We start from the raw sequence: 23,737 nt of genomic DNA, 5'->3' as shown, positions 1-23,737 counted from the left end.
GGCGGTTGAAGTGATGACGATGTTGTACACGCCGACCATTCCGCCGCCCGATCCGAATACGCGCACGCCGAAGTTCAAGCTTCCAAAACTGTCCTGCGACGCGCATTGCCATATCTTCGGGCCCGGCGCGAAATATCCTTATGCGCCTGACCGTTCCTACACGCCGCCCGATGCGCCGCTGGAGGATTTTCGCACCCTGCATTCAAAGCTCGGCGTCGAGCGTGCCGTCATCGTCAATGCCAGCGTGCATGGCACCGACAACAGCGTGGCGCTCGATGCGATTGCGCAGAGTAATGGAGCCTATCGCGCGGTCGCCAACATCGACGACAGCATCACCGAGCGCGAGCTCCGCGTGCTGCACGAGGGCGGCTTCCGCGGCTGCCGCTTCAATTTCGTCCGCCATCTCGGCGGCGTTCCCGACAAGCGCGTGTTCGACCGCATCATCGCGATGGTCACGCCGCTCGGCTGGCACATCGACCTGCATTTCGACGCGATCGATTTGCCTGAATACGCGGACATGCTGACCAGGCTGCCACTCAGCTACACCATCGACCACATGGGGCGGGTGAAGGCGTCCGAAGGGCTCGACCAGCTGCCGTTCAGAATCCTGATCGAGCTGATGCAGCGTGACGAGAAGTGCTGGGTCAAGATCTGCGGCTCCGAGCGCGTCTCGTCGGCCGGCCCGCCATTCACCGACGCCGTGCCGTTTGCGCGAAAGATCCTGGAGACCGCGCCCGACCGCGTCATCTGGGGCACCGACTGGCCGCATCCCAACGTCAAGGTGATGCCGAATGACGGCGACCTCGTCGATCTCATTCCGCTGTTCGCGCCGGAGCCGGAGTTCCAGCAGAAGATCCTGGTCGATAACCCCGCGCGCCTGTTCGAGTTCGACCGATGACGGCGATCGCGATCGACAAGCCGCGCGGCCGCGCCTGGTGGAAGGAGCTCTGGATCCAGGTGCTCATCGCCATGGCGGCCGGCATCGCGCTTGGGATCGTCAATCCCGAGGCCGGCGCCAGGATGCAGCCGCTGGGTGATACCTTCATCAAGGCGATCCGGATGCTGATCGCGCCGATCATCTTCTGCACCGTCGTGCACGGCATTGCGCACATGGCCGACATGGCACGGGTCGGGCGCGTCGCGGTGAAGGCGATCATCTATTTCGAGATCATGACCACGATCGCGCTGATCATCGGTCTCGTCGCCGTGAACCTGCTCCGGCCCGGCGTCGGCATGAACATCGATCCCGCCAGCATCAATGCCAGCGCGATCGAGCCTTACGTCAAGCAGACCGGCGCCATCGGCTTCGTGCCGTTCCTGATGAACATCGTACCCGCGACGTTCATCGGCGCCTTTGCCGAAGGCAACATCCTCCAGGTGCTGTTCATCTCCGTGCTGTGCGGCTTTGCGCTGGTGCAGCTCGGCGAGAGGGCCGCGCCGCTGGTGCATCTGATCGACATCGCCGCCAGGATGGTGTTTGCCGTCGTCGGCTTCGTGATGTGGGCGGCGCCGATCGGCGCGTTCGGCGCGATCGCCTTCACGGTGGGCAAGTTCGGCGTCGGATCGCTGGCCTCGCTCGGCAAGCTCCTGGGCGGCTTCTATCTGACCTGCGTCGTCTTCATTGTCATCGCGCTCGGCCCCGTCGCGCGGCTGTGCGGCTTCTCGCTGCTCAAGCTGATCCGCTACATCTGGGGAGAGCTCTTGATCTGCATCGCCACGACCTCGTCGGAGACGGTGCTGCCGCGGATGCTGACCAAGCTGGAGAAGGCCGGCTGCGAAAAGAGCGTGGTCGGGCTGGTGATCCCGACCGGCTACTCCTTCAATCTCGACGGCACCTGCCTCTACCTTGCCGCCGCCTCGGTGTTCCTGGCGCAGGCGACCAACACGCCGTTCGGGCTCGGCGAGCAGATCGAGCTCCTGCTGATCCTGTTGGTGACCTCCAAGGGCGCGGCGGGGATCGCGGGCGCCGCCTTCGTTGTGCTCGCGGCGACGCTGTCGGCCACCGGCACGATTCCGGTGACGAGCGTGGCGCTGGTGCTCGGCATCCACCGCCTGATGTCGCAGGGGCTGACGCCCACCAATCTGATCGGGAACGCGGTCGCGACCATCGCGATCGCCAAATGGGAAGGTGCGCTCGACGGCGCGCGATTGAGACGCGTGCTTGACGGCGAGGACGCTGCGGCCGCCGTCGCTTGAAATGAACCTGCTGCCGGCGTGAGGCGGGCGGCTTATGATGTTTACGAACGAAAGAAAGAGGGGAGTTCTCCCATGAAAGCAGGTCTTGTCGTCACTGCCCATCCCGGCGATTTCGTCTGGCGCGCCGGCGGTGCCATCGCGCTGCATGCGAAGAAGGGCTATCGCATGAAGATCGTCTGCATGTCCTTCGGCGAGCGCGGCGAGAGCCAGTTCGCCTGGAAGGAGAAGGGCGCGACGCTGGAATCGGTCAAGGCTGGACGCAAGGACGAGGCGGAGCGGGCGGCCAAGCTGCTCGGTGCCGAGATCGAGTTCTTCGATTGCGGCGACTATCCCTTGAAGCTGACGGAAGCGCATTTCGACCGCATGGTCGACATCTACCGCGAGCTCAACCCGAGCTTCGTGCTGACCCACGCGCTGGAAGACCCCTATAATTTCGACCATCCGAACGCGGCGCATTTCGCGCAGGAGACCCGCGTGGTGGCGCAGGCGATGGGCCACAAGCCCGGCGCGCAGTACAAATATTCCGCGCCGCCGGTGTTCCTGTTCGAGCCGCACCAGCCCGAGCAGTGTAACTACAAGCCGGACCTGCTGCTCAAGATCGACGAGGTCTGGAAGGAGAAGTACGAGGCGTTCCAGATCCTCGCCGCGCAAAAGCATCTCTGGGGATATTACGAGCGCGTGGCACTCAACCGCGGCATCCAGGGCAGCCGCAACACCGGCGTGCCCATGACCTATGGCGAGGCCTATCAGCGCCTGTTCCCGACCGTCGCGGAGGAACTGGCATGAAGCCCGTCGTCGTTCGCAACATCAAGCGAGCCGATCCCGCGGGGATGGCGGAGTACGGTGTCTCGACCGTGCACGAGGCCTATGGCCGCATCGGCCTGATGAAGCCATATCTGCGTCCGGTCTGGGCGGGCGCGTCGATTGCCGGTCCCGCCGTCACAGTGCTGGCGCAGCCCGGCGACAACTGGATGATCCATGTCGCTGTCGAGCAGTGCAAGAAGGGCGACATCCTCGTCGTCGGCTGCACCACCGACAATACCGACGGCATGTTCGGCGAATTGCTCGCGACCTCGCTGCAGGCGCGCGGCGTGCAGGGGCTGATCATCGATGCCGGCTGCCGCGACGTCAAAGCGCTGCACGAGATGAATTTCCCGGTGTGGTCGCGCGCGGTCTCGGCCAAGGGCACGGTGAAGGCCACGCTCGGCTCGGTCAACATCCCCGTGGTGTGTGCCGGCGTCAACGTCGATCCCGGCGACATCATCGTCGCCGATGACGACGGCGTCGTCGTGGTGCCGAAGCGCTATGCCGCCGAGGTCGCCGAGAAGGCGAAGAAGCGCAACGCGGACGAGGGCGGCAAGCGCAAGCGGCTGGCCTCGGGCGAGCTGGGCCTCGACATGTACAGCATGCGCGAGGCACTGGCGAAGGCCGGGCTCGTCTATGTCGACAATCCCGAGGACGTCTGAAGAAAGTCACGGAGCGCACCGATGGATCGTCCGAAGCTGAAGGCCGTGATCGGCAGCCACCCTCACGTCCAGGCGGTGAAGAGTGGCGCGCTCCGCTCCGACCTCTTCGATCTCGACTTCATCGAGTACGCGCCGACCAACACGGCGTTCAAGCCGATGGTGCGCGAGCAGGCGTTCGACGTCTGCGAGATGGCGATCGTCACCTATCTGATGGCGAAAGCCCATGGCAAGCCGCTGGTGCTGCTGCCGGCGACCATGCTCGGCCGCTTCCAGCATTCCTACGCGCTCTACAATCCCGCGCACGGAACGCTCGGTCCTTCCGATCTCGAAGGCAAGCGCGTCGGCATCCGCTCGTTCACGACGACGACCGGCGCCTGGATCAGGGGCATTTTGGCCAACGATTACGGCGTTGATCTCGACAAGATCAAATGGGTGACGTTCGAGGACCCGCACGTCGCCGAATATGTCGACACCACCGAGCGCGCGCCGAAGGACAAGAAGGTGCTGCAGATGCTGCTCGATGGCGAGCTCGATGCCGTCCTCGGCGAGACCTCTGATAATCCCAAGCTGAAGCCGATCTTCCCCGATCCGGCCGCGGAAGCCGCAAAATGGTATGCGCGGCGCGGTGTCGTACCGGTCAATCATCTCGTGGTCGTGACCGAGAGCCTCGCGAAATCGCGTCCTGATGTCGTTGCCGGCGTCTATGATCTGCTAAAGCGGAACAAGGAGCAGGTGGGGCCGGCGGCAACACCCGATCTCCTGCCATTCGGGATCGAAGCCAACAGAAAGCCGCTCGAGCTGATCGTCGACTACGCATTCCAGCAGGCACTGATCCCGCGCCGCTATGCGGTCGAGGAGCTGTTCGACGCCACGACACGAGGATTGAACTGATGGCTGATCCGAAGCGATGGCAGATAGGGCTGGTCGGCTATGGCGAGGTCGGCCGGATCCTGGCCGAGGATCTGCGCCAGCAGGACATCAAGGTCTCAGCCTATGACATCAAGCTCGGCGGCGAGCAGGGCGCACCGCTGCAGGAGCATGCCGCAAGGCACGGCGTGACGCTTGCGGCCTCCCACGCCGAGCTGACGGCGAAATCCGACTTCATCATCTCCGCGGTGACTGCGAGCCAGGCCGTGCCGGTCGCGAAGGCCTGCGGAGCTGCGCTCAACCAGGGCACCTGGTTCCTCGACTTCAACTCGGCCTCACCCGGTGCCAAGCAGCGCGCCGCGGCGCTGATCGACGGCGCGGCCGGGCGCTATGTCGAGGGCGCGGTGATGACGTCGGTGCCGCCGTATCGGATCAAGGTGCCGCTGTTGCTCGGAGGCGCCGGCGCAAGAGAGCTGGAGCCGCTCCTGAATGCGATTGGTTTTGCGGCCAAGGTCGCCAGCGACAAGCTGGGCGTCTCCTCGGCGGTGAAGATGTGCCGCAGCATCATGATCAAGGGCCTCGAGGCCATGGTCATCGAGAGTTTTACGACCGCGCGCGCCTATGGTGTCGAAGACGCCGTGCTGGCGTCACTCGCCGAGACATTCCCCGCCATCGATTGGGAGAAGCAGGGCGCCTATTGCTTCCAGCGCGTGATCGAGCACGGCCGCCGCCGCGCCGAGGAAGTGCGCGAGGTCGCAGAGACCGTGCGCGAGGCGGGGCTGACGCCTTGGTCCGCGCAGGGCACGGCCGAGCGTCAGGCCTGGGTTGCCGATCTCGCTGACGAGGGCCTGTTCGGGACAAAGGGAACGCAGGCGTTCGCCCGTAGTGCCGACTGGCGCACCGAGGCGGATCGCATCCTGGCGAAGATCAAGCGGTAGACCCCGCGCGGCTGCTCAGCTCAGAGGCTAGCCGCCGTCGCGATGGCTGGAGACTTCGTCGCGGGCTTGCTCGATCAAATCGGTCAGGCTCGCGGCCTCGCGGACGACGTCCCTGGTGCGCTCGGTTCCGAACTCGGTCAGGATCATGCGAATGCACTTGTCGGCGGTGTCGAGTGTCCACAAAGCGCGGGCCATCTCGTCCTGCGTGTGGATCGCCGAGAGATCGAGGCTGGAGAGCACTTCGCCGATGCCGTTCAATCGCTTCACGGCCGCCTCGGCGGGCGTGCTGGCCCGGATCGAACGGTAATCAATGCTGCTGAATGCGCTGAACATATCCATAACTTCCCCAAAAGAACGCAGATGATCAGTGCGCGTGTCCAAGTACGGTCAGCGCGGCCGTTCTCACAATGCGTTGGGTTACGGTCCGGGATTCTACCGGACTCGGATTTTCGGGAAAATCGGCGGAAAAACCGCCTCGAAGGCCCTGCGATCAGCGACGTTTCCCGACAATCGTACCGTTAGAAGCGACAAGCATACCTGCCTTGTAAACGGCGCGGCCCTGCGGCACCGCAACCACGGCCTCGGGAACGTGCGCCGCCTGCAGCGTGACGAAATCGGCCTTGGCGCCGACGCGCAGGCCGTAACCTTCGAGCCGCAGCGCCTTGGCGCCGGCCTCCGTGACGACGTCGAACGCGGCACGCAGTTCCTCGTCGATGTTGAAGCCCGAGCGATAGCCGAGCGTGGTCGCCCGCCGCAGCATGTCGCCGTCGCCGTACGGCCACCAGGAATCGCGGATGTTGTCGTTGCCGCTGAACACGGTGACGCCGGCCTTGCGCAACGCGAGGATCGGCGGGAAGGGCCGGGCGCCCGGGGCGTTGGTCATGATCGCCACGCCGGACCGGGCCAGGTTGTCGGCGATCTTCTTGAGGTAGTCCGCCGGAATATCGCCGAGCCCGTAGGCGTGGCTGATGGCGACATGGCCTTCCATGCCGAGCGCACGGGTGCGCGCCGCGATCTGCTCGATCTCGAAGGCGCCGAGCGTGCCCATGTCGTGCAGATGGATGTCCACATCGACGCCGTGCTTGCTGGCGACGCCGAACACGACGTCGAGATGCTTTTCGACGTCGCGGTCGAAGCTCGCCGGATCGAGGCCGCCGACGAGATTGGCGCCGAGCCCGATGGCCTCGTCCAGCAATTGCGGCGTGCCCGGGCTCGCCAGGATGCCGCTCTGGGGGAAGGCGACGAGCTGGATGTCGATCAAGCCCCTGTATTCGTCCCGCACGCGCAGAATCGTCTCGAGCGATTTCAGACCGACCGAGCCGTCCACCATGACGTGGCTGCGCATCTGCGTGGTGCCGTGTCCGATGCAGAGATCGAGCTGGTTGCGCGCACGCACGTCCGTCGGCGCCGCTTCGGCCATGTTCTGGGCCTGGAAGGCGACGCGCTCATGCACGTTGAAACCATCGGTGCAGGGCTTGTGCGGCCGCCAGACGTCGCCATAGAAGCTGGTGTCGAGATGTATGTGGCCTTCGACGAAGCCGGGAACGACGAGGGCGTTGTCGAGGTCGATGGTCTCGGCCCCGGCCGGCGGCTGGTCGATCGGAGCGATCGCGGCGATGCGGCCGTCCTTGACCGCGATATGATGACGGGCGCCGCCGTCAAGCCGCGCGTTCAGGAAGATGGTGTCGAAGGCCATTTGGTTCCTCCGTGATGGATTGGGATGAGTGTCGCGCGACCTGCGCGCAAGGCGCAAGATGCCGGGACGTCAAGGGCGTTCAGCGTTCGGGACGGAGCAGCGTGGGCCGCTTCCGTTCAAACGTCTGCCGGCCTCCCTTGAATCCCATCATCACGTCGGGCAGTTCGGCGATGGCAAAGCGGCTGTCCTTGATATCGAGCACGATCAGGTCGGCGGGATTGCCGACCTTGATGCCGTAGTCATCGAGGTTCATCAGCCGCGCCGGCAGCTCGGTCACCAGATCCAGGCAGGTGTCGAAATCGCTGACCGAGGCGTGCGCGACATTGGCGTAGAAGTTCGCCATCCGCAGCAGAGAGGCATCGCCGAACGGCGTGAAGGGATTGAGCACGTTGTTGGTCGCGACCGAGCACAGCACGCCGTCGCCCGCGAGCTTGTGGGCGAGCGTCAGCCCCCGCGGCGCATTGTGGGTGGCCTCGCGTCCCATCAGATAGAGGTCGGTCGCGGGCAGCACGGTAACGGCAACGCCTGATCTCGCCAGCTGCGCGGTCGCCGCTTTCATTCGCTCTGGCGGCAAGGCCGACAGCTTCGTGGCGTGGCCGATCGCGACGCGGCCCCCGTAGTTGCGCCGCTCGGTCTGGCGGCAGACCTCGTCGAGATGCCACCAGGACGGATCGAGGTCGAAGTCGAGATGCAGGTCGACGTCGATGTCGAACTCCTGCGCGAGATCGAAGATGCGTTCCAGATGCGCATTCGGGTCGGTGTCCATATACGGACAGCCGCCGATCGCCTCGCCGCCGTCGCGCAGCGCCTGGATCAGCAGCTCCTCGGCGCCGGGGTCGTTGGTCAGGCCTTCCTGCGGGAAGACGCAGAGTTCGAGGTCGATCGCCCAGGCATGGTCGCGCTTGAGCGCCTTCACCGCCTCGAAGCCGCGCAGGCCGATGCGCGGGTCGATCTCGACATGGGTGCGCATCCGCGTCGTGCCGTTCACGATGGCGCGTTCGAGCACGCGGGCGCCGCGCGCGTAAACGTCCTCGACGGTGAAATCCTTCTTCATCCCGGCCACGGCGCGGATGGCCTCCGAGACGCTGCCATGATTGTGCCCGCAGCGGCCGAGCAGGCAGGCCTTGTCGAGATGGATGTGGGTGTCGACGAAGCCGGGCAGGGCGAGGTGCCCGCCGAGGTCGATCTCGACGCCCTCGCAGGCGAGGCTGGGCGCGATCGCGGCGATACGGCCGCCCGTCACGCCGATATCGACGGGTGCGGCGGATGACCGCAACAGCGCGTTGCGGAAGATCAGGTCAAAGGCGGCTTGGGTGGTCATGGCGTCAGTTTCAGGTGTGCTAGCCTAGCGGAAGCCGGGGGAGCAGGCAGCTCCAGATTGTGTGCAATTCTATAGCGGAATTGTTCAAAAAATGTGCATTCACTTTGAGGTCTGAATTGTAGAATGCCGGCGCTCCGGAGAACCCGCCATGTCCGCCCCCGCAAAAGCCGAACGCCCGATGACCGATGCCGAGATCGTGGAGGCCTATCTCACGGCGTCGATGATACCCGATCCCGACGCCGCAGCAGCCTACATGAAGCCGGGTACGGTGATCACTTTCACCGGCGGGCGCGAATTCGATCATCCGCGCGGGCCGACCGGCTTCAATGCGAAGCGCTATCGCTGGGTGAAGAAGAAGATGGACCGGTTCGACGTCTGCCCCGGCGCGGACGAGACCGTCGTCTACAGCGTCGGCACACTCTATGGCGAGTGGATGGACGGCACGCCCTTCGAGGGCAACCGCTATGTCGACCGCTTCGTCGTGAAGGGCGGGCAGATCGTGAAGATGGATGTCTGGAACGACAGCGCCGAGCGCATCCTCGTCCAGCGCGGGATTGAAGCCTAGCCCCTTCGAGCCAGTTTAGGCATCTTGACGACGCGGTCGCTCGCGGCGTCGTCCGCATAGGGCGCGAGAATATCGAGCAGATCGCGGCCGCGCTGCGGGGTGGGAGCCACCAACGCGCGATTGGCCACGGAATCCAGGTGATGATGCATCAAGTCCATCACCTTGGCCTCGTCGCCCTTGGCGAGCGCCGAGATAATGGCGCGGTGCTCGTTGATGGCGCATTCGGTGGAATGCGGCCGGCTGTAGAGCGACAGCGTCAGGCAGCAGCGATAGGCGACCTCACTGACATAGCGCACCAGGATCGGACTGTTCGTCATCTGCGCCAGCAGGATGTGGAATTCGGTGGCGAGGCGGATCGAGACCGCATCCGTGCCGCCGCGCGCCCGATCCTCGGCGTCGACATGGGCATTCAGCTCGGCGATCTGGGCCTTGGTCAGCTTGCCCGCGAGCTGCCGCACCACGAGCCGTTCCAGCTCGATGCGGATGTCGAAGGCATCGCGTGCCTCCTGCCAGCTCGGCGTCGCAACGACCGCGATCCGATTGCGGCGGAGCTCGACCAGGCCCTCGGCGGCGAGCTGCCCCAGGGCGTGACGCGCAATGGTGCGGCTGACGCCGAAGCGCTCGCCGAGCGAGTCCTCGGGCAGCTTTGCGCCGGGCTCGAGTGCCTGCTCGATGATGGCGCGCCTGAGCGCGCGGCAGATCACGCTGACCTTGTCGGACGATTCGGAAGTCTTGCTGGTTGCGCGCGCCGCCATCGGCGAATCCTGTAGGGGGTGACGGCTCTCCATAGCACAGGCGCACGCCAGTTCAGCGCACCAATTGCATGCAGTTTGATGTCTGGATTGCCTAAATCGAATCCGCCCGTCCGGCGCCGGGATCTGCCAGATCGTTGATTTTGCTTGGGACGGCGGCTGGCATCCAGCTTGCATGCACTTTGGCTGTGATGCGCATGCAACCCAATGACCAGTTTGACGGCCAGCCTGTTCCGGAAGGCACCGCCGTCACCGCCATCGAGCTGTCCGAGGCGTCCGTGACCTTCGGGCGCGGCGACCGGGCCGTGCCCGCTCTATCGAAGACCAGCCTTCGGATCGCCGACGGCGAGTTTGTCGCGCTGGTCGGCCCGTCCGGATGCGGCAAATCGACCATCCTGCGTCTCGTCAGCGGTCTGGTGCAGCCGACCAGCGGTGTCGTCATCGTCGGCGGCCGCGAGGTGGCGGCGCGGGCGCTGCGGGTCGGCATGGCGTTCCAGAACCCGACCATGCTGCCGTGGATGACGATCGAGCGGAACATCATGCTGCCGCTGAAGATCGTCGAGCCGTTCCGCTCGAATTTCCGCAAGTTGCGCAAGACCGAATTCCGCGACAAGGCCAATGCGCTGCTGGAGCAGGTCGGCCTCAAGGGGTTTGGCAGCCGATATCCCTGGCAGTTGTCCGGCGGCATGCTCCAGCGCGCCAATCTCTGCCGCGCGCTGATCCATGAGCCGCGCATGCTGCTGCTGGACGAGCCCTTCGGCGCGCTCGACCAGTTCACCCGCGAGGAGCTGTGGGCGATCCTCCAGAACCTCTGGATGACGCACAAGCCGACGGTGCTGCTGGTGACGCACGATCTGCGCGAGGCCGGCTTCCTCGCCAGCCGCATCTGCGTGATGAGCGCGCGTCCCGGCCGCATCCTCGACGACAGCCGTGTCGAGTTTGCGCGCCCGCGCACCGTGGCCATGACGTTCGAGCCGGATTTCGTCGCGCTGAACCAGAAGCTGCGCGCCTTCATCGAGGATGCGCGCAGCGCTAGCCAACAGGGGGCGGGCTGATGTTCGGAATCGATATCAGGCAGAAGGCGTGGTCGGCGGGCCTGATCGTGCTGTTCTTCGTCGCCTGGGAATTGTTCTGCCTGATGACGGGCATGTCCGACCTGGTGCTGCCGCGGCCCTCGCAGGTGTTCGTGACGCTGGTGCAGCGCTTTCCGGTGCTGTGGCCGCACATCGTGCAGACGCTCGCCACCACCATGTTCGGCTTCGTCCTCGGTGTCGCGCTCGGTGTCGCCCTCGGCGCGATCATCGGGGTCTCCAAGACCGCTTATGACACCTGCTATCCGCTGCTGATCGGCTTCTCCTCGATCCCCAAGGTCGCGGTGGTGCCGATCTTCGTGCTGTGGTTCGGCTCCGGCACGGTGCCGGCGGTGCTGACCGCGCTGTCGATCTGCTTCTTCCCGATCGTCGTCAACATCGCCACCGGCCTTGCGACCACCGAGCCCGAGCTCGAGGACGTGCTGAAGGCGCTCGGCGCCAGCAAGTTCGACATCCTCTGGAACGTCGGTCTGCCCCGGACCATGCCGTTCTTCTTCGCCTCGCTGAAGGTTGCGATCTCCTACGCGTTCGTCGGCGCGGTGCTGTCGGAGACCGTCGCCTCCAACCGCGGCATCGGCAACGTCATGATGACCGCGTCCTCGAATTTCAACGTGCCGCTGGTGTTCGCCGGCCTGTTCGTGCTCGCCGGCCTCGGCGTCGCCCTCTACGTCGTGTTCTCGCTGATCGAAGGGCAGGTCACCGGCTGGGCCACGCGCAAGAACGACGTGATCGCCACCTGATTTTTCCAACCGTCACGCAACGAAGCTGAGGAGATCTCGATGTTGAGAAAAGCAACTGCCGCGCTGCTGGGATTGGCCCTGTCCACGGGCGCCGCGATGGCCCAGGAAACCACGATCAAGTTCACGCTGGGCTGGAAGACGCAAGGCAGCGACGCCGCGTTCTTCTACGCCAAGGACAACGGCTATTTCAAAGAGGAGGGCCTCAACGTCGTCATCGACCAGGGCGAGGGCTCCGGCGCCACCGTCACGCGCGTGATGTCCGGCGCCTATGACGCCGGCTTCGGCGACGTCAACGCCATCATCCAGAACGCTTCGACCAAGCCGCAGGAAGCACCCGTCATGGTCTACATGATGTGGAACCAGCCGCCCTTCGCGATCGTCGCCAAGAAGACCAGCGGCATCAACACCATCAAGGATTTCGAGGGGCACACCCTCGGCGGAGCACAGGGCACGCCGACGACGCGCCTGTTGCCGGTGTTCACGCGCAAGAACGGACTCGACGGCGAGAAGATCAAGATCTCCAACATGGCGCCGAACCTGCAGGAGCCGATGCTCATCAAGGGCGACATCGACGCCGCGCTCGTCTTCAACATCACCAGCTATTTCAACCTGGTGCTCAACCGCCAGGACCCGGACAAGGACTTCAAATGGTTCTCGTTCGGTGAGTACGGCCTCGATCTCTATTCCAACGGCGTGATGGTCTCCAAGAAGCTGATCGCGTCGAACCCGAAGGCCGTTGCCGGCCTCGTGCGCGCCATCAACAAGGGCGCGATCGCGGTCGCCAAGGACCAGAATGCCGGCATGAAGGCCGCGCTGAACTACGACAATCTGATCGACGTCGGCGTCGAGAAGCGCCGGCTGCAATATTCCTTCGAGAAGCTGATCGTCTCGCCGGAGATGAAGGAGATCGGCATCGGCGATGTCAAGGACGACCGCATGACGCGCGCCATCGGCATCGTGGTCGAGGGCTATCAGCTCGCCCGCGCGCCGACGCCGGCCGAAGTGTTCTCGCGTGAGTTCCTGCCGCCGCGCGCCGAGCGGGAGTTGGTGTATACTGCCAACTGATCTCGGGGAGACGCCCATGGCCACGGAGATTTCGGCAACCAGCCTGTTCCGTGGACCTGAGCGCGGCACCAGCGACAACGTCGTGCTGCGGCACGACGGCGGTGTCATCACCGGCATTGTGGAAGGAGCGGGGGGCGAGCCTCGCTCCTTCGTCATTCCGGCCTTCGTCAACGCCCATGACCATGCCCGCGCCACTGCGTCGTCCTTCGGCGCGGTCGGCATGCCCCTGGAAAGCTGGATCCTGCGCACCGCGCTCGGCACGCCGGTCGCCCCCTATCTGACCGCGGCCTCTGCACTGGCGCGTTCGGCCAAGGCCGGCTGTGCTGCCATGATGGTGCACTACACCCGCCCGAGCGGAACGATGCCGATAGTCGACGAGGCCAAGGCCGTCGCCAAGGCGGCATCTGACGTCGGCATCCGCATCGCGTTTGCAATGGCCGTGCGCGACCAGAATCCGATCGTCTACGGCGATGCCGAGCCGGTGCTTGCGGGACTTCCCAGTGATGACCGCAAGACCATCGAAGACCTCTTCGTCCGCGCGCCGATGCCGCCCAAGGCCTATATCGAGCTGACCGACGCGATTGCCGCTTCCATCGCCGGGCCGATGGTCGATGTGCAGCTCGGCCCCGCCGGCGTGCAATGGTGCTCGAAGCCGCTGCTGGAAGCCGTGGCCGAGAACTCGGCCCGGACCGGCCGCCGCATCCACATGCATCTGCTGGAGACGGTGTATCAGCGCGCCTGGGCCGACCAAAACTTTCCCGACATGGTGCGCTGGCTGCGCGACATCGGCTTCCTCTCCGAGCGGCTGACGCTGGCGCATTGCATCCACGCAAGGCCGGACGAGCTCGAGATGATCGCGGCCTCCGGTGCGCGCATCGTTACCAATTTCAGCTCGAACATGCATCTGCGCTCCGGGCTCGCGCCGATCGCCGCCGCGCACGGATGCGGCTGCGCCATCACGGTGGGCGTCGACGGGCTGGCGCTGGACGAGGACGACGACATCCTGCGCGAGATGCGGCTGGTGCAGCTCGCCCATGGCGGTCTTGGCTTCAAGGCGACATGGACGCCGGCCGAGATGTTTTCGCTCGCCGTTCGCAACGGGCGCCGCGCCACCGGCGCGCCGGGCACCGGCGAGCTCGTCGCCGGCAATCCGGCCGACTATGTCGTGATCGATCTCGACCGGCTGGATCGGGACCGGATCATACCGGTCGATCCCATGGCGCTGCTGTTCGCGCGCGGCAATGCGTCCCTTGTGAAGGAGGTCGTTGTCGCCGGCAGAACGATCGCGCGGGACGGGGTCTGCGTGGGCGTCGACCTGCCGGCCATCGAGGACGAATTGCGGGCGATGTACCGCAGCAATGTCGGCAAGCTGGGCAGCTTCCAGCGGATGTGGCCGTCTCTGTCGGATCGGCTGAGCGGCTGGTTCGAGCAGCAGCTCACCTGCCAATGAAGCACCAAGCCGCGACCGGGAAGTATAGAAAAAGGCGATAGCTGCTAAACCCTGCCTCATCTGGCGCTTGGCGCGCCGGTAGGCTATCAGCGGGATAGCGTCTCGACCGTAGTCGATGACCCCAAGAGGAGCCTCCCGATGCGTCTTCCCACCATTCTTCTGGCCGTGACATGTCTTGCCGGCGCAGCCTCAGCCCAGGACCTCACGGGTACGCTCCAGAAGGTGAAGGAGACGAAAAAGATCGCGCTGGGCTATCAGGAGGCCTCGGTCCCGTTCAGCTATCTCGACGGCAACCAGAAGCCGGTCGGCTTCGCCATGGACATCTGCCTCAAGATCGTCGACGCCGTGAAGAAGCAGCTCGCGATGCCTGACATTGCCGTGGACTATGTCGCCGTGACCTCGTCGAACCGCATCCCGCTGATGGTCAACGGCACGCTCGACCTGCATTGCTCGGCGACCACCAACAATGCCGACCGCCAGAAGCAGGTCGCCTTCACCAACACGCACTTCCTCAGCGCAACGCGCTTCGCGGCCAAGAAGGCTGCCAAGATCAACACTATTGACGACCTCAAGGGGAAGGCCGTCACGGCCGTGGCCGGCTCGGTCAATTTGAACCAGCTCGCCAAGGTCAACACCGAGCGCAATCTCGGCATCCGGATCATGCCGGCGGTGGACCAGGCCGAAGCGTTCCTGCTGCTCGAGACCGACCGCGCACAGGCCTATGCGCTCGACGACGTCCAGCTTGCGGTCGCCATTGCGCGCTCGAAGGAGCCGGGTCTGTTCATGATCAGCGAGGAGACCTTCGCGAAGGCCGAGCCCTTCGGGATCATGTTGCGGCGGGAGGACGCGCCGTTCAAGGCGCTGGCCGATCGCGCCACGGCCGAGCTCTATGCAAGCCCGGAGATCGAGGTGCTCTATCGGAAGTGGCTGGAAGCACCGACGCCGCCGAACGGCATCAACTACAATGTCCCGATGTCGCCGGCCCTGCGAGCCGCCTTCAAGAATCCGAGCTCAAGCGCCGATCCGGACGTTTATCTGGTGAAGTGAGGCGAGGGGCGCTAGCGCGTCCGCGGCGTGTCCAGCAGCTGGCCGGCCAGCGCCGCGCCGATTGCCGCGATTACCGCCATGACAAGCGCCCAGGGGACGAACAGCCGATGACCGATCAGCGCGCCGCTCACCAGCGGGGCGCCGATATTCGCGCCTGACATCAGCGACTGGTTGAGGCCCATGATCATGCCCTGGCGGTTGATCGCGGTACTTCGCGACAACTCAGCCGTCAGCGTGCTCCGCGCGAACATGGTGCCGGCGATGATCAGCGTCAGATTGACCGCGAGCTGGCCGACATTGTCGCGGGACGCAAGACCTGCAAATCCGAGTCCCATGCAGGCGAACGCGGCCATCACGATACTGCGGTCGGAGGCGATCAGGCTCATGCGCGTGATGAGCAGGCCCTGGACCACCATGTTGATGAAGCCGGCATAGGCGAACATCCAGCCGAGCTCGCGCGCGCCGAAGGCATGGCCGGCCCAGGAGAACCGGGCCGACAGGAACAGGCCGATCTGCGACAGGAACATCGCGTTGACGAAGAAGAACACGACGAGCAGGCCGAGCAGCCGCCAGGCGTAGCGTAGGCCGAGCAGGCTTCGAGCTAGCGTCGGCTCGGGGATGCGATGCCGGGAGCGTGGTTCGGACGCCGGATGATCCGGCGGGAGCAGGGCGATCGTCGCGAGGATACTGATCAGGGACAGCGCGGCGGCGGCCCACACCGGCGCGGTCTGGCCGTAATGCACGAGGAAGCTCGAGAGCGCGGGCCCGAGCAGGAGCCCGGTTCCGATCGCTCCGCTGGTCATGCCGAGCGCCTGCTTGCGCGTCGCGGGCGCGCTGTGCTCGGCCGCATAGGCATGTGCGACCGAGATATTGCCGGAGGTCAGGCCGTCGATGATCCGCGCCACGAATACGAGCGTCAGATTGCCGGCGAGTGCAAGCAGGACGAAACCGGTGAACGTCCCGATCTGGCTGACGACCAGCACCTTCCGCCGCCCGTAGCGGTCCGAGAGAATTCCGACCACGGGACCGGCGATGAGCTGGCAGACGGCATAGGCCGAGATCAGCGCGCCGAGCAGGAACGGCGTGGCGCCGAGCCGCTGCGAATAGAACGGCAGCAAGGGCAGGATGATCCCCATTCCGGTGGCATCCACGGCCACGACGACGAAGGTCGGCACCAGCGTCAGCGCGCTGTGGCCGGCCATCCTCTCCGCTGCATGTGCCGGGGAACCCGGTCCCATCGCGCCCGTCCTCGTTCGCTTCTGCGTGATCACCGCCGTGATGCAGGGATATATAGTTGCAAACTAATAGTTCGTGTCCTATCTAATTTGCATGGCTCCGTCGCAGGCCCATATCCACGCTGAAATCGGCCGGCTCGTCACCCGTCTCGGCCGGATCTGGCGACGCGAGTCGGATCAGGCGCTGTCCGATCACGGCCTGTCCTACGCGACCGCGATCCCGCTGCTGGTGCTGTCGCGTCAGGGCGAGAATGTCCGCCAGGGCGTGCTCGCCGATGAGCTCGGTATCGAAGGGCCGTCGCTGGTGCGCCTGATCGACCTGCTTCAGGCCGAGGGCCTGGTCGAGCGCCGGGAAGACCCGACCGATCGCCGTGCCAAAACGCTCCATCTGACCAAGGCGGGTGCGGCGAAGGTCGAGGAGACCAACCGGATCCTGCGGCGTGTTCGGGCCAGCCTGTTGAGGGATATCGGGCCCGAGGAACTTGCGATAGCATTCGAGACTCTTCAGCGCATCGAACAGCGAGCCAGTCGCCTGCACGACGTCAAGACTGGTTCCGAGACGAAATAGCCATGCGCGCCGACGAGCCGTTCCTGGTCCGCCATGCGGACCTCATTTTTGCGTTGAAGACGTTCGCGGCGTCGATGCTGGCGCTCGTCATCGCGCTCGCGATGGATCTGCCGCGGCCGTACTGGGCGATGGCGACCGTCTACATCACCTCGCAGCCGCTGGCAGGCGCAACCAGCTCGAAAGCCTTCTTCCGCGTGATGGGCACGCTGGTCGGCGCCGTCATGACGGTGGTGCTGTTGCCGAACCTGATCGACGCGCCCGAACTGCTGTGTCTTGCCATCGCGCTTTGGGTCGGGCTTTGCCTTTATCTATCGCTGCTCGACGGCACGCCGCGCAGCTATGTCTTCATGCTGGCCGGGTACACGGTGGCGCTGATCGGCTTTCCCTCGGTGTCCGAGCCCGGTGCCATCTTCGACACCGCGGTAGCAAGGCTCGAGGAGATTTCGCTCGGCATCATCTGCGCCAGCCTTGTTTCCACGATCGTCTTTCCGCGCAGTGTCGCGCCCGCGGTCGCCCATCGCGTCGAGGCCTGGCTGCTGGACGCGCGCCGTCTCAGCCAGGCGGTGCTGCTGCGCGAGGGCACCGGCGAATTTCGCCGCGGCAAGCGGCTCAAGCTCGCGACCGACATCGTCGAGATCGACACGCTCTCCACCCATCTTGCCTATGACCGGCTGACAGGCCGCAACGCCGTCAATGGTCTCGGCGAAATCCGGTTGCGCATGCTGATGTTGCTGCCGGTGATCGCCTCGCTGGAGGACCGGTTGGCGGCACTGGGGGAGGAGGCCTTGCGCCGGCAGCCGGAGCTGATGCGGCTGCTGGAGGACCTCTCGCAATGGATCGTAAGCGACGTCCGCGAGCGGCAGCCGGCGGAGCGTATCCGCACCATGATCGCCGAGCGGCAGGCATTGCTCGACGACAGCGCCGACTGGGAGCGGATCATCGTCACCAGCCTGCTGTCGCGGTTGCGCGAGCTCGTCGACCTCTCGCGCGACTGCCGCGAGCTGACTGAGGCGATTGCCGAAAACCGCAACGTCGCGACCGTCGAACTTGCCTTCCATTCCGAGGCGGGTGCTGCGCCCGTGCGCCATCGGGATCGCGGCCTTGCGCTGTGGTCGGCGGCCGGTGCCGCCATTGCCATCCTGATCTGCTGCGCATTCTGGATCGGCACCGGCTGGCCGGATGGCGCATCGGCACCGATGATGGCGGCGGTGGCGTGTTCGTTCTTCGCCGCGCAGGACGAGCCCGCGCGCTTCATCCGCAGTTTCGGCCTGTGGTCGCTGGTCGCCATCGTGGTGGTCGCGGTCTACCTGTTCGCGCTGGTGCCTGCGATCTCGCATCTCGAGGTCCTGGTCGTGGCGCTGGCGCCGACCTTCCTGCTCTATGGCTTCCTGATCAGCCGGCCGGCGACGGCCGGCACCGGCATGGCGCTGGCGGCCAACACCGCGACGCTGCTGGCGCTGCAATCGACCTACAACGCGGATTTCGCCTCCTACGCCAATTCCGCCGTCGCCTTCTTCGTCGGCGTCGTCATCGCTGAGCTGGTGACGCGGATCGCACGCGGGGTGGGGGCAGAATGGATCGCCAATCGCCTGGTTCTGTCCGGCTGGAAGACCATCGCGGTCGCGGCCGAGCGGCGGGGCAAGCGCGACCGCGCGGAGTTCGCGGGCCTGATGCTGCATCGGCTCGGGCTGCTGGTGCAGCGTATCGCCCTCCTCTCGGAGAGCGACCGCCGCGATGCCGACAGCCTGGTGCAGCTCCGCATCGGCATCAACATCATCGACCTCCGCCGCGCCCGCTATGGGCTGGCGGTATCCACCATTGCCGTCATCGACGACATGCTCGACCGGCTCGCCATGGCCTGCCGCAGCTATGCGGGTCATGGCATGCCGGCCGAGCTGCTGATCAGCGTCGACCGGGCGCTGGCTCAGGCGGTGAAGGATCCCAATGACAGCGCGCGCGAGGACGCCCTGATCGGCCTCGTCGGTATCCGCCGCGGCCTGTTCCCGGACGCGCCGGCCTATCGGCCGCGCGCAGAGAGCGTTGCGGCATGAGATATGTGATCGACATCTATGGCGTGCTGGTGCCGGCGCTGCTGCTGTGGATCATCATCGCCTACGTGCTCAGCGCGATCTTGCGCCGGCTGATGCAGCGCTTCGACCTCTACCGGCTGGTCTGGCACCGCGCGCTGTTCGATTTCGCGATTTTCGTCTGCCTTCTCGGCGGCGTCGTCTATCTTTCGGAGTATCTCTCATGAAAGGCAATCTTGCCTGGCTCGGCCGCCTCGCGCTGACCGTCATTGCCGTCGTCCTGGCGCTCGCGGTTGGACGCGAGCTCTGGGTCTATTACATGGAATCGCCCTGGACCCGTGACGGCCGCGTGCGCGCCGATGTGGTCCAGGTCGCCCCCGATGTCTCCGGCTTCGTCACCGAGGTGCTGGTCAGGGATAACCAGAAGGTCCGTCGCGGCGATGTCCTGTTCCGGATCGACCGCGAACGCTTCGCGCTGGCGTTGCGGCAGGCCGATGCGTCGGTCGCGGGTCATCAGGCGACGCTCGACCAGGCCAACGCCGACCTGAAGCGCTACAGCACCCTGACGACCGATGCGGTCTCGCAGCAGAAGCAGGAGCAGGTGCTGGCCACCCAGCTGCAGGCCAAGGCGTCCTTCGATGCGGCCGTCGCTGACCGCGCCGTCGCCCAGCTCAACCTCGACCGCAGCGAGGTCCGCGCCTCCGTGAACGGCGTGATCACCAACATGGATCTGCGCCCCGGCGCCTATGTCACGGCCGGGAAGGGCGTGATGGCGCTGGTCGATACCGACACGCTGCACGTGGAAGGCTATTTCGAGGAAACAAAACTCGCGCGCATCCGCATCGGGGACAAGGTGCAGGTCCGCCTGATGGGCGAGAAGGCGACGCTGTCAGGCCATGTCGAGAGCATCGCCGCCGGCATCGAGGACCGCGACCGCGCCGAGGGCGCCAGCATGCTTGCGAACGTCAATCCGACCTTCAGCTGGGTGCGGCTCGCCCAGCGCGTCCCGGTGCGCATTGCGCTGGACCCGGTGCCGGAAAACGTCTCGCTGGTCGCGGGACGCTCGGCGACGGTGGAGGTGCTGGACTAGCTCCTTCCAGAAGCAGCCTTCCGGCTGCGGCTAAGGTTTCTCTGGCGTGCAACTAAAAGCTGTGACAAGCTGAGGTAGTCTTTCTGTGATGACGTTCCGCCGCCTCAAGCCGCTGCGGAGCATTTTTGCTCATTGTTTTCATATCGACATTGGGACCCGAACTTGGGTCAAAGGCATTTCGGGGAGCGACATGGCGACTGCCAAAATGCGGATTCTAACGTCGCTGCTGTTGCTGGCTATCTCTCTCCAGTTTGAACCTCGCGCGCAAGCCGCGGAAGGTTCAAAATCTCAGTGCGGTCCATGGATCGAACCCGCTCAGTCCGGCGGCAGCGGCGTGTCCGTCATTCTCGCGGATATACCCTTGACGGCGAGGTGGGCTGACCTGCCGGACGGCGTCAAGCAGCAACTTCAGGTGCATGCGGACAATCGTCTCGCTGCGTTTCGCGCACGCTGGGGAAGAGAGGGTTTGGCTATCAAGCAAGACATTCTCCTACGATGCCCCACACAGGAGATGAGCGAGGCGATCGACGACTATTACCGCAAGTCCTATGACACTGTAGTCCCGCAGACGTTTTCCCTCAAAGATATCAAAGATACCGGACTGTCGAGCGCTCTGGTCCGCCAATATCTTGGCGCGATGGCGGCGGAGCGGGCGAGTTTGACCTATCCCAGTCAAAAACTGCCAAACCGCGATTGGGATGGAAAGTCATTGTTTGATTCCGTCCAACTGCCCGACCGGGAGACGTTTGCCGATATCAAGACGTTTCATTCGATTCTGGTCGCCGATCTTCGTGCGATCGATGACGCTGTTCTTACTCCGGACGAGCGAGGATTGAAGCGGGAAGCATTGTTCCGTGCGCGCGCGCGTGCCGTGGGGGCCTTCAGCGGCGATAGCTTCGGCGGTTCGGACATGGAGGTCACCTGTGAGGTCGTGTCGCTCAGCAACAACGTCGTGCAGGGCTTCAACGCCGACAAGGGACGACCGCGAATATTCTCCAGTGATGATGACGTGCTGCGCGAAGTTAACGCAATGTACCTGCACAGCACAAAGCTCAAATGGGTGGACGTTGGAACGCTGGCCGCGACGAGATATCCTCTTTGTATGGGATCCGATGCCGACCTCAAGAAATTTGTAGGAGATCCCACCAGCAACAATTTGGCTAAGGGAATTATTCTCCTCCAGAATTGGTGGCTTGAGCGGGTCTCCGCGAGCGCTGACGCCGCGCGAAAATGTACCGTCTACTCGGAGACCGACCGCGCGCAGCTCTGGGAAGCATTCAGTGCCGATCAGCGCTCCAATAATGATGGCACGTCCTCGATGGTCACCTACAGGGCTCAGCTGGAGCGGTATCGATCGAGCAAGGTGGCCGAGTATCGAAGCATCGCCAAGTTTGCGCTTCAGCAGGTCTTTCCGAATGATGATGTGCTCGTCGCTCAGAATCGCCAACGGATCATTGAGCTAATCGACGCCGAGACGGGTTTCGGACTGTTTGTCGAGAAAATCGCGGCAGCTTTGGACAAGGCGCAAGCCACCACCAATGGTCCCGCAGCGGTTGCCTGGCGAGCTGCGTTCGATGGGAACGTGGAAAGGATCGGAGCGAACTATGTCGAGGACGAGAGGAAGGTCAGGGCGATGTACGAGGAGGTCAAAGCCTGGATCGCGGCCCGCTACGTTGGCTATCCCATCGAGATCGCTCCTTTGTTTTCGAAGTTTCGCTTCAATGTGAACCGAGCGAGCGGGGCCGAGACGTACGGGTCTACGGGTGATATCGAGTTCGGAATTGGCATCGTCCGAAGTAAAATGGAGTACTACAGCCTGTTGCTCCACGAGCTCCGTCATGCGGTAGGGTTCGCCTTGCGAGCGACAGCGCCTGATAAATCGCGCGTCGCGTCCGATGTCGGGGCGGCCGTGGAGGGGTCGGGAGTGGCAGCGGAAGAGCTTCTGCTCCGGCCGTTTCTCAAGGACGTACTGAAAAACGACCTTGCCTACGCGCTATACAGTCTCGACTACGGAATACGCGACGCGCGGTTTATTGGTACGACGGACGCGACGCTGCAGAAGTATTTCAGGAGCGATTGTTCGGCAGACGGTGGCGCTGACACGGTTGCCTTCACGAAGCAGATTGCGGAGAGCTACGGTCTCACCGGAGACAAAGCGGAAGCTCTCGCAGTGCGAGCCCATGTCGGGACGCAATATTTCCAGTATATCGCGGCCGGTGTTCAAATTCTGGACGACATCTCGTATCTCCAGAAACGGATAGACCCTGCCATGAAACGGCAGATCGATCCCTACGTGCTCTTTGCGTGTGGGCTCAATACGCCGGAGCGAACCGACGCCTATGCCGACAAGTTGAAGGCGTGCCTCCGATTGTGAGGCCGGATTAGCCGATGTCTAATTGTTCGAATATTTCTTCAATTCGAACCGCGCGATCTGGTTGCGGTGGACCTCATCCGGCCCGTCCGCAAGCCGCAGCAGCCGCGCCGTCGCATAGGCCTGGGTCAGGCCGAAATCGTTCGAGGTGCCGCCGCCGCCATGGGCCTGGATCGCCCAGTCGATGATCTGGCAGGCCATGTTGGGCACGGCGACCTTGATCATGGCGATCTCGGCTTTCGCGACCTTGTTGCCAACGGTGTCCATCGCATAGGCGGCGTTGAGCGTCAGCAGCCGGGCCTGCTCGATCATGATACGGGCTTCGGCGATGCGCTCCTGCGTCACGGTCTGCTCCGAGACGGGCTTGCCGAAGGCAACGCGGCTGCGAACGCGGCGGCACATCTTTTCGAGCGTGCGCTCGGACAGGCCGATCAGGCGCATGCAATGGTGGATGCGGCCGGGGCCGAGGCGGCCCTGCGCGATCTCGAAGCCGCGGCCTTCGCCGAGCAGCATGTTCTCCTTCGGCACCCGCACATTGGTGAAGACGACCTCCGAGGCCCGATCAGGCACGCCGTAGAAGCCGAACACGGGCAGGGGCCGCTTCACCTCGATGCCCGGCGTGTCCATCGGCACCAGGATCATGGATTGCTGCTTGTGGCGGTCCGGATTGTCGGGATCGGTCTTGCCCATGAAGATGCAGATCTTGCAGCGCGGGTCGGTCGCATTGGTCGTGTACCATTTGCGGCCGTTGATGACGTAATGGTCGCCGTCGCGCACGATCGAGCTCTCGATGTTGGTCGCATCGGAGGAGGCGACCGCGGGCTCGGTCATGGCGAAGCACGAGCGGATTTCGCCCGCGAGCAGCGGCTTCAGCCAGCGCTCCTTGTCCTTCTCCGACCCATAGCGCTCCAGCACCTCCATGTTGCCGGTGTCGGGCGCCGAGCAGTTGAATACTTCGGGCGCAAGGTGCGAGCGGCCCATGACCTCGCAGAACGGTGCATATTCGAGATTGGTGAGACCGGCGCCATGGCTCGATTCCGGCAGGAACAGATTCCAGAGGCCCTCGGCGCGCGCCAGCGGCTTCAGCTCCTCGACGACGGGGTAGACCTTCCACGGTCCGAGCTCCTCCGCTTCGCGGTAGAAGCGCTCCTCGTTCGGGTAGATGTGCCGGTCCATGAAGCTCTCGAGCTTGCGCTTGAGCTCGACGACTTTGGGCGACATCGGATAAAGCATCTCTGGTCTCCTTGATCGA

At 64.5% G+C, this 23,737-nt stretch carries 23 protein-coding genes and 1 pseudogene; 18 read left to right on the top strand and 6 right to left on the bottom strand.

Annotated features, from left to right (window positions below):
- The first annotated feature begins 13 nt into the window (after nucleotides 1–13).
- The 6 genes from A7X65_RS10985 (at nucleotide 14) to A7X65_RS10960 (ending at nucleotide 5,467) form a co-directional block, all read left to right on the top strand.
- On the top strand, nucleotides 14–898 hold the full coding sequence (locus A7X65_RS10985; RefSeq protein ID WP_063684552.1) for an amidohydrolase family protein: 885 nt from the start codon (nucleotides 14–16) through the stop codon (nucleotides 896–898).
- Entirely contained in the window at nucleotides 895–2,196 is a 1,302-nt protein-coding gene (dctA, locus tag A7X65_RS10980; protein ID WP_063684551.1) for a C4-dicarboxylate transporter DctA, read from the top strand. Before A7X65_RS10985 ends, dctA begins: the two co-directional genes overlap by 4 nt.
- Before the next feature lie 72 nt (nucleotides 2,197–2,268).
- Nucleotides 2,269–2,982 (top strand): PIG-L deacetylase family protein, encoded by a 714-nt coding sequence (locus A7X65_RS10975; RefSeq protein ID WP_063684550.1) that lies wholly within the window; start codon nucleotides 2,269–2,271, stop codon nucleotides 2,980–2,982.
- Nucleotides 2,979–3,662 (top strand): 4-carboxy-4-hydroxy-2-oxoadipate aldolase/oxaloacetate decarboxylase, encoded by a 684-nt coding sequence (locus A7X65_RS10970; protein ID WP_063684549.1) that lies wholly within the window; start codon nucleotides 2,979–2,981, stop codon nucleotides 3,660–3,662. Before A7X65_RS10975 ends, A7X65_RS10970 begins: the two co-directional genes overlap by 4 nt.
- A gap of 21 nt (nucleotides 3,663–3,683) precedes the next feature.
- The gene (locus tag A7X65_RS10965; protein WP_063684548.1) at nucleotides 3,684–4,553 is read left to right on the top strand and encodes an ABC transporter substrate-binding protein; all 870 of its coding nucleotides are present in this window, start codon (nucleotides 3,684–3,686) and stop codon (nucleotides 4,551–4,553) included.
- Nucleotides 4,553–5,467 carry a DUF1932 domain-containing protein gene (locus A7X65_RS10960; RefSeq protein WP_063684547.1) on the top strand — a complete coding sequence of 305 codons (915 nt, stop codon included), beginning with the start codon at nucleotides 4,553–4,555 and terminating at the stop codon, nucleotides 5,465–5,467. The genes A7X65_RS10965 and A7X65_RS10960 overlap by 1 nt, the downstream gene beginning before the upstream one ends.
- Before the next feature lie 27 nt (nucleotides 5,468–5,494).
- On the opposite strand, the gene A7X65_RS10955 is transcribed toward A7X65_RS10960, so the two are convergent.
- Both A7X65_RS10955 and A7X65_RS10950 read right to left on the bottom strand, forming a co-directional pair.
- Nucleotides 5,495–5,800 carry a hypothetical protein gene (locus A7X65_RS10955; protein ID WP_063684922.1) on the bottom strand — a complete coding sequence of 102 codons (306 nt, stop codon included), beginning with the start codon at nucleotides 5,798–5,800 and terminating at the stop codon, nucleotides 5,495–5,497.
- A gap of 157 nt (nucleotides 5,801–5,957) precedes the next feature.
- Nucleotides 5,958–7,163 carry an amidohydrolase family protein gene (locus tag A7X65_RS10950; RefSeq protein WP_063684546.1) on the bottom strand — a complete coding sequence of 402 codons (1,206 nt, stop codon included), beginning with the start codon at nucleotides 7,161–7,163 and terminating at the stop codon, nucleotides 5,958–5,960.
- A 14-nt stretch (nucleotides 7,164–7,177) separates the two neighbouring features.
- Here A7X65_RS10950 and A7X65_RS43810 point away from each other — a divergent pair.
- Nucleotides 7,178–7,252 (top strand): annotated as a pseudogene (locus tag A7X65_RS43810) (hypothetical protein); the annotation flags it as partial.
- On the opposite strand, the gene A7X65_RS10945 reads toward A7X65_RS43810, so the two are convergent.
- Nucleotides 7,243–8,484 (bottom strand): amidohydrolase family protein, encoded by a 1,242-nt coding sequence (locus tag A7X65_RS10945; RefSeq protein ID WP_063684545.1) that lies wholly within the window; start codon nucleotides 8,482–8,484, stop codon nucleotides 7,243–7,245. The pseudogene A7X65_RS43810 and the gene A7X65_RS10945 sit on opposite strands and share 10 nt — an antisense overlap.
- Before the next feature lie 148 nt (nucleotides 8,485–8,632).
- Here A7X65_RS10945 and A7X65_RS10940 point away from each other — a divergent pair, with 148 nt between their 5' ends.
- A complete protein-coding gene (locus A7X65_RS10940; protein WP_063684544.1) occupies nucleotides 8,633–9,049 on the top strand; it encodes a nuclear transport factor 2-like protein in 417 nt (138 codons plus the stop codon).
- On the opposite strand, the gene A7X65_RS10935 is transcribed toward A7X65_RS10940, so the two are convergent.
- Entirely contained in the window at nucleotides 9,046–9,804 is a 759-nt protein-coding gene (locus tag A7X65_RS10935; RefSeq protein ID WP_063684543.1) for a GntR family transcriptional regulator, read from the bottom strand. The two genes, A7X65_RS10940 and A7X65_RS10935, sit on opposite strands and share 4 nt — an antisense overlap.
- 194 nt (nucleotides 9,805–9,998) lie before the next feature.
- Here A7X65_RS10935 and A7X65_RS10930 point away from each other — a divergent pair, with 194 nt between their 5' ends.
- The 5 genes from A7X65_RS10930 to A7X65_RS10910 all read left to right on the top strand — a co-directional run bounded on the left by A7X65_RS10930 (nucleotide 9,999) and on the right by A7X65_RS10910 (nucleotide 15,194).
- Nucleotides 9,999–10,856: an ABC transporter ATP-binding protein gene (locus tag A7X65_RS10930; protein ID WP_063684921.1), complete on the top strand. Its 858-nt coding sequence runs from the start codon at nucleotides 9,999–10,001 to the stop codon at nucleotides 10,854–10,856.
- Nucleotides 10,856–11,632 carry an ABC transporter permease gene (locus A7X65_RS10925; RefSeq protein WP_063684542.1) on the top strand — a complete coding sequence of 259 codons (777 nt, stop codon included), beginning with the start codon at nucleotides 10,856–10,858 and terminating at the stop codon, nucleotides 11,630–11,632. Before A7X65_RS10930 ends, A7X65_RS10925 begins: the two co-directional genes overlap by 1 nt.
- 39 nt (nucleotides 11,633–11,671) lie before the next feature.
- Nucleotides 11,672–12,697: an ABC transporter substrate-binding protein gene (locus tag A7X65_RS10920; protein WP_063684541.1), complete on the top strand. Its 1,026-nt coding sequence runs from the start codon at nucleotides 11,672–11,674 to the stop codon at nucleotides 12,695–12,697.
- 16 nt (nucleotides 12,698–12,713) lie between these two features.
- Nucleotides 12,714–14,147, top strand: coding sequence for an amidohydrolase family protein (locus tag A7X65_RS10915; RefSeq protein WP_063684540.1), 1,434 nt, complete (start codon nucleotides 12,714–12,716; stop codon nucleotides 14,145–14,147).
- A gap of 138 nt (nucleotides 14,148–14,285) precedes the next feature.
- Nucleotides 14,286–15,194 (top strand): amino acid ABC transporter substrate-binding protein, encoded by a 909-nt coding sequence (locus A7X65_RS10910; RefSeq protein ID WP_063684539.1) that lies wholly within the window; start codon nucleotides 14,286–14,288, stop codon nucleotides 15,192–15,194.
- A gap of 11 nt (nucleotides 15,195–15,205) precedes the next feature.
- On the opposite strand, the gene A7X65_RS10905 is transcribed toward A7X65_RS10910, so the two are convergent.
- Nucleotides 15,206–16,396, bottom strand: a complete 1,191-nt coding sequence (locus tag A7X65_RS10905) for an MFS transporter (protein WP_245323387.1) — start codon at nucleotides 16,394–16,396, stop codon at nucleotides 15,206–15,208.
- Nucleotides 16,397–16,523: 127 nt separating this feature from the next.
- Between A7X65_RS10905 and A7X65_RS10900 the strand changes: the two genes are divergently transcribed.
- The 5 genes from A7X65_RS10900 to A7X65_RS10880 all read left to right on the top strand — a co-directional run bounded on the left by A7X65_RS10900 (nucleotide 16,524) and on the right by A7X65_RS10880 (nucleotide 22,488).
- Nucleotides 16,524–16,997 (top strand): MarR family winged helix-turn-helix transcriptional regulator, encoded by a 474-nt coding sequence (locus A7X65_RS10900; protein WP_063684537.1) that lies wholly within the window; start codon nucleotides 16,524–16,526, stop codon nucleotides 16,995–16,997.
- A 2-nt stretch (nucleotides 16,998–16,999) separates the two neighbouring features.
- Nucleotides 17,000–19,048 (top strand): FUSC family protein, encoded by a 2,049-nt coding sequence (locus tag A7X65_RS10895; RefSeq protein WP_063684536.1) that lies wholly within the window; start codon nucleotides 17,000–17,002, stop codon nucleotides 19,046–19,048.
- Nucleotides 19,045–19,251, top strand: a complete 207-nt coding sequence (locus tag A7X65_RS10890; RefSeq protein ID WP_063684535.1) for a DUF1656 domain-containing protein — start codon at nucleotides 19,045–19,047, stop codon at nucleotides 19,249–19,251. Before A7X65_RS10895 ends, A7X65_RS10890 begins: the two co-directional genes overlap by 4 nt.
- Nucleotides 19,248–20,114, top strand: a complete 867-nt coding sequence (locus tag A7X65_RS10885; RefSeq protein ID WP_063684534.1) for an efflux RND transporter periplasmic adaptor subunit — start codon at nucleotides 19,248–19,250, stop codon at nucleotides 20,112–20,114. The genes A7X65_RS10890 and A7X65_RS10885 overlap by 4 nt, the downstream gene beginning before the upstream one ends.
- Before the next feature lie 190 nt (nucleotides 20,115–20,304).
- A complete protein-coding gene (locus A7X65_RS10880; RefSeq protein WP_167358226.1) occupies nucleotides 20,305–22,488 on the top strand; it encodes a hypothetical protein in 2,184 nt (727 codons plus the stop codon).
- 18 nt (nucleotides 22,489–22,506) lie between these two features.
- On the opposite strand, the gene A7X65_RS10875 is transcribed toward A7X65_RS10880, so the two are convergent.
- A complete protein-coding gene (locus tag A7X65_RS10875) occupies nucleotides 22,507–23,718 on the bottom strand; it encodes an acyl-CoA dehydrogenase family protein (protein ID WP_063684532.1) in 1,212 nt (403 codons plus the stop codon).
- Nucleotides 23,719–23,737: the final 19 nt, after the last annotated feature.

The organism is Bradyrhizobium stylosanthis, assembly GCF_001641335.1.
In the GTDB taxonomy this organism is placed as follows: Bacteria; Pseudomonadota; Alphaproteobacteria; order Rhizobiales; family Xanthobacteraceae; genus Bradyrhizobium; species Bradyrhizobium stylosanthis.
Note: the sequence above shows the minus strand (reverse complement) of the source record. Positions and strands in the feature narration are given on the sequence as shown.

Coding starts and splice junctions, on each gene's coding strand:
- A7X65_RS10985 (WP_063684552.1), top strand. CDS start 14: ATGACGATGTTGTACACGCCGACCATTCCGCCGCCCGATCCGAATACG.
- dctA (WP_063684551.1), top strand. CDS start 895: ATGACGGCGATCGCGATCGACAAGCCGCGCGGCCGCGCCTGGTGGAAG.
- A7X65_RS10975 (WP_063684550.1), top strand. CDS start 2,269: ATGAAAGCAGGTCTTGTCGTCACTGCCCATCCCGGCGATTTCGTCTGG.
- A7X65_RS10970 (WP_063684549.1), top strand. CDS start 2,979: ATGAAGCCCGTCGTCGTTCGCAACATCAAGCGAGCCGATCCCGCGGGG.
- A7X65_RS10965 (WP_063684548.1), top strand. CDS start 3,684: ATGGATCGTCCGAAGCTGAAGGCCGTGATCGGCAGCCACCCTCACGTC.
- A7X65_RS10960 (WP_063684547.1), top strand. CDS start 4,553: ATGGCTGATCCGAAGCGATGGCAGATAGGGCTGGTCGGCTATGGCGAG.
- A7X65_RS10955 (WP_063684922.1), bottom strand. CDS start 5,800: ATGTTCAGCGCATTCAGCAGCATTGATTACCGTTCGATCCGGGCCAGC.
- A7X65_RS10950 (WP_063684546.1), bottom strand. CDS start 7,163: ATGGCCTTCGACACCATCTTCCTGAACGCGCGGCTTGACGGCGGCGCC.
- A7X65_RS10945 (WP_063684545.1), bottom strand. CDS start 8,484: ATGACCACCCAAGCCGCCTTTGACCTGATCTTCCGCAACGCGCTGTTG.
- A7X65_RS10940 (WP_063684544.1), top strand. CDS start 8,633: ATGTCCGCCCCCGCAAAAGCCGAACGCCCGATGACCGATGCCGAGATC.
- A7X65_RS10935 (WP_063684543.1), bottom strand. CDS start 9,804: ATGGCGGCGCGCGCAACCAGCAAGACTTCCGAATCGTCCGACAAGGTC.
- A7X65_RS10930 (WP_063684921.1), top strand. CDS start 9,999: ATGCAACCCAATGACCAGTTTGACGGCCAGCCTGTTCCGGAAGGCACC.
- A7X65_RS10925 (WP_063684542.1), top strand. CDS start 10,856: ATGTTCGGAATCGATATCAGGCAGAAGGCGTGGTCGGCGGGCCTGATC.
- A7X65_RS10920 (WP_063684541.1), top strand. CDS start 11,672: ATGTTGAGAAAAGCAACTGCCGCGCTGCTGGGATTGGCCCTGTCCACG.
- A7X65_RS10915 (WP_063684540.1), top strand. CDS start 12,714: ATGGCCACGGAGATTTCGGCAACCAGCCTGTTCCGTGGACCTGAGCGC.
- A7X65_RS10910 (WP_063684539.1), top strand. CDS start 14,286: ATGCGTCTTCCCACCATTCTTCTGGCCGTGACATGTCTTGCCGGCGCA.
- A7X65_RS10905 (WP_245323387.1), bottom strand. CDS start 16,396: ATGGCCGGCCACAGCGCGCTGACGCTGGTGCCGACCTTCGTCGTCGTG.
- A7X65_RS10900 (WP_063684537.1), top strand. CDS start 16,524: ATGGCTCCGTCGCAGGCCCATATCCACGCTGAAATCGGCCGGCTCGTC.
- A7X65_RS10895 (WP_063684536.1), top strand. CDS start 17,000: ATGCGCGCCGACGAGCCGTTCCTGGTCCGCCATGCGGACCTCATTTTT.
- A7X65_RS10890 (WP_063684535.1), top strand. CDS start 19,045: ATGAGATATGTGATCGACATCTATGGCGTGCTGGTGCCGGCGCTGCTG.
- A7X65_RS10885 (WP_063684534.1), top strand. CDS start 19,248: ATGAAAGGCAATCTTGCCTGGCTCGGCCGCCTCGCGCTGACCGTCATT.
- A7X65_RS10880 (WP_167358226.1), top strand. CDS start 20,305: ATGGCGACTGCCAAAATGCGGATTCTAACGTCGCTGCTGTTGCTGGCT.
- A7X65_RS10875 (WP_063684532.1), bottom strand. CDS start 23,718: ATGCTTTATCCGATGTCGCCCAAAGTCGTCGAGCTCAAGCGCAAGCTC.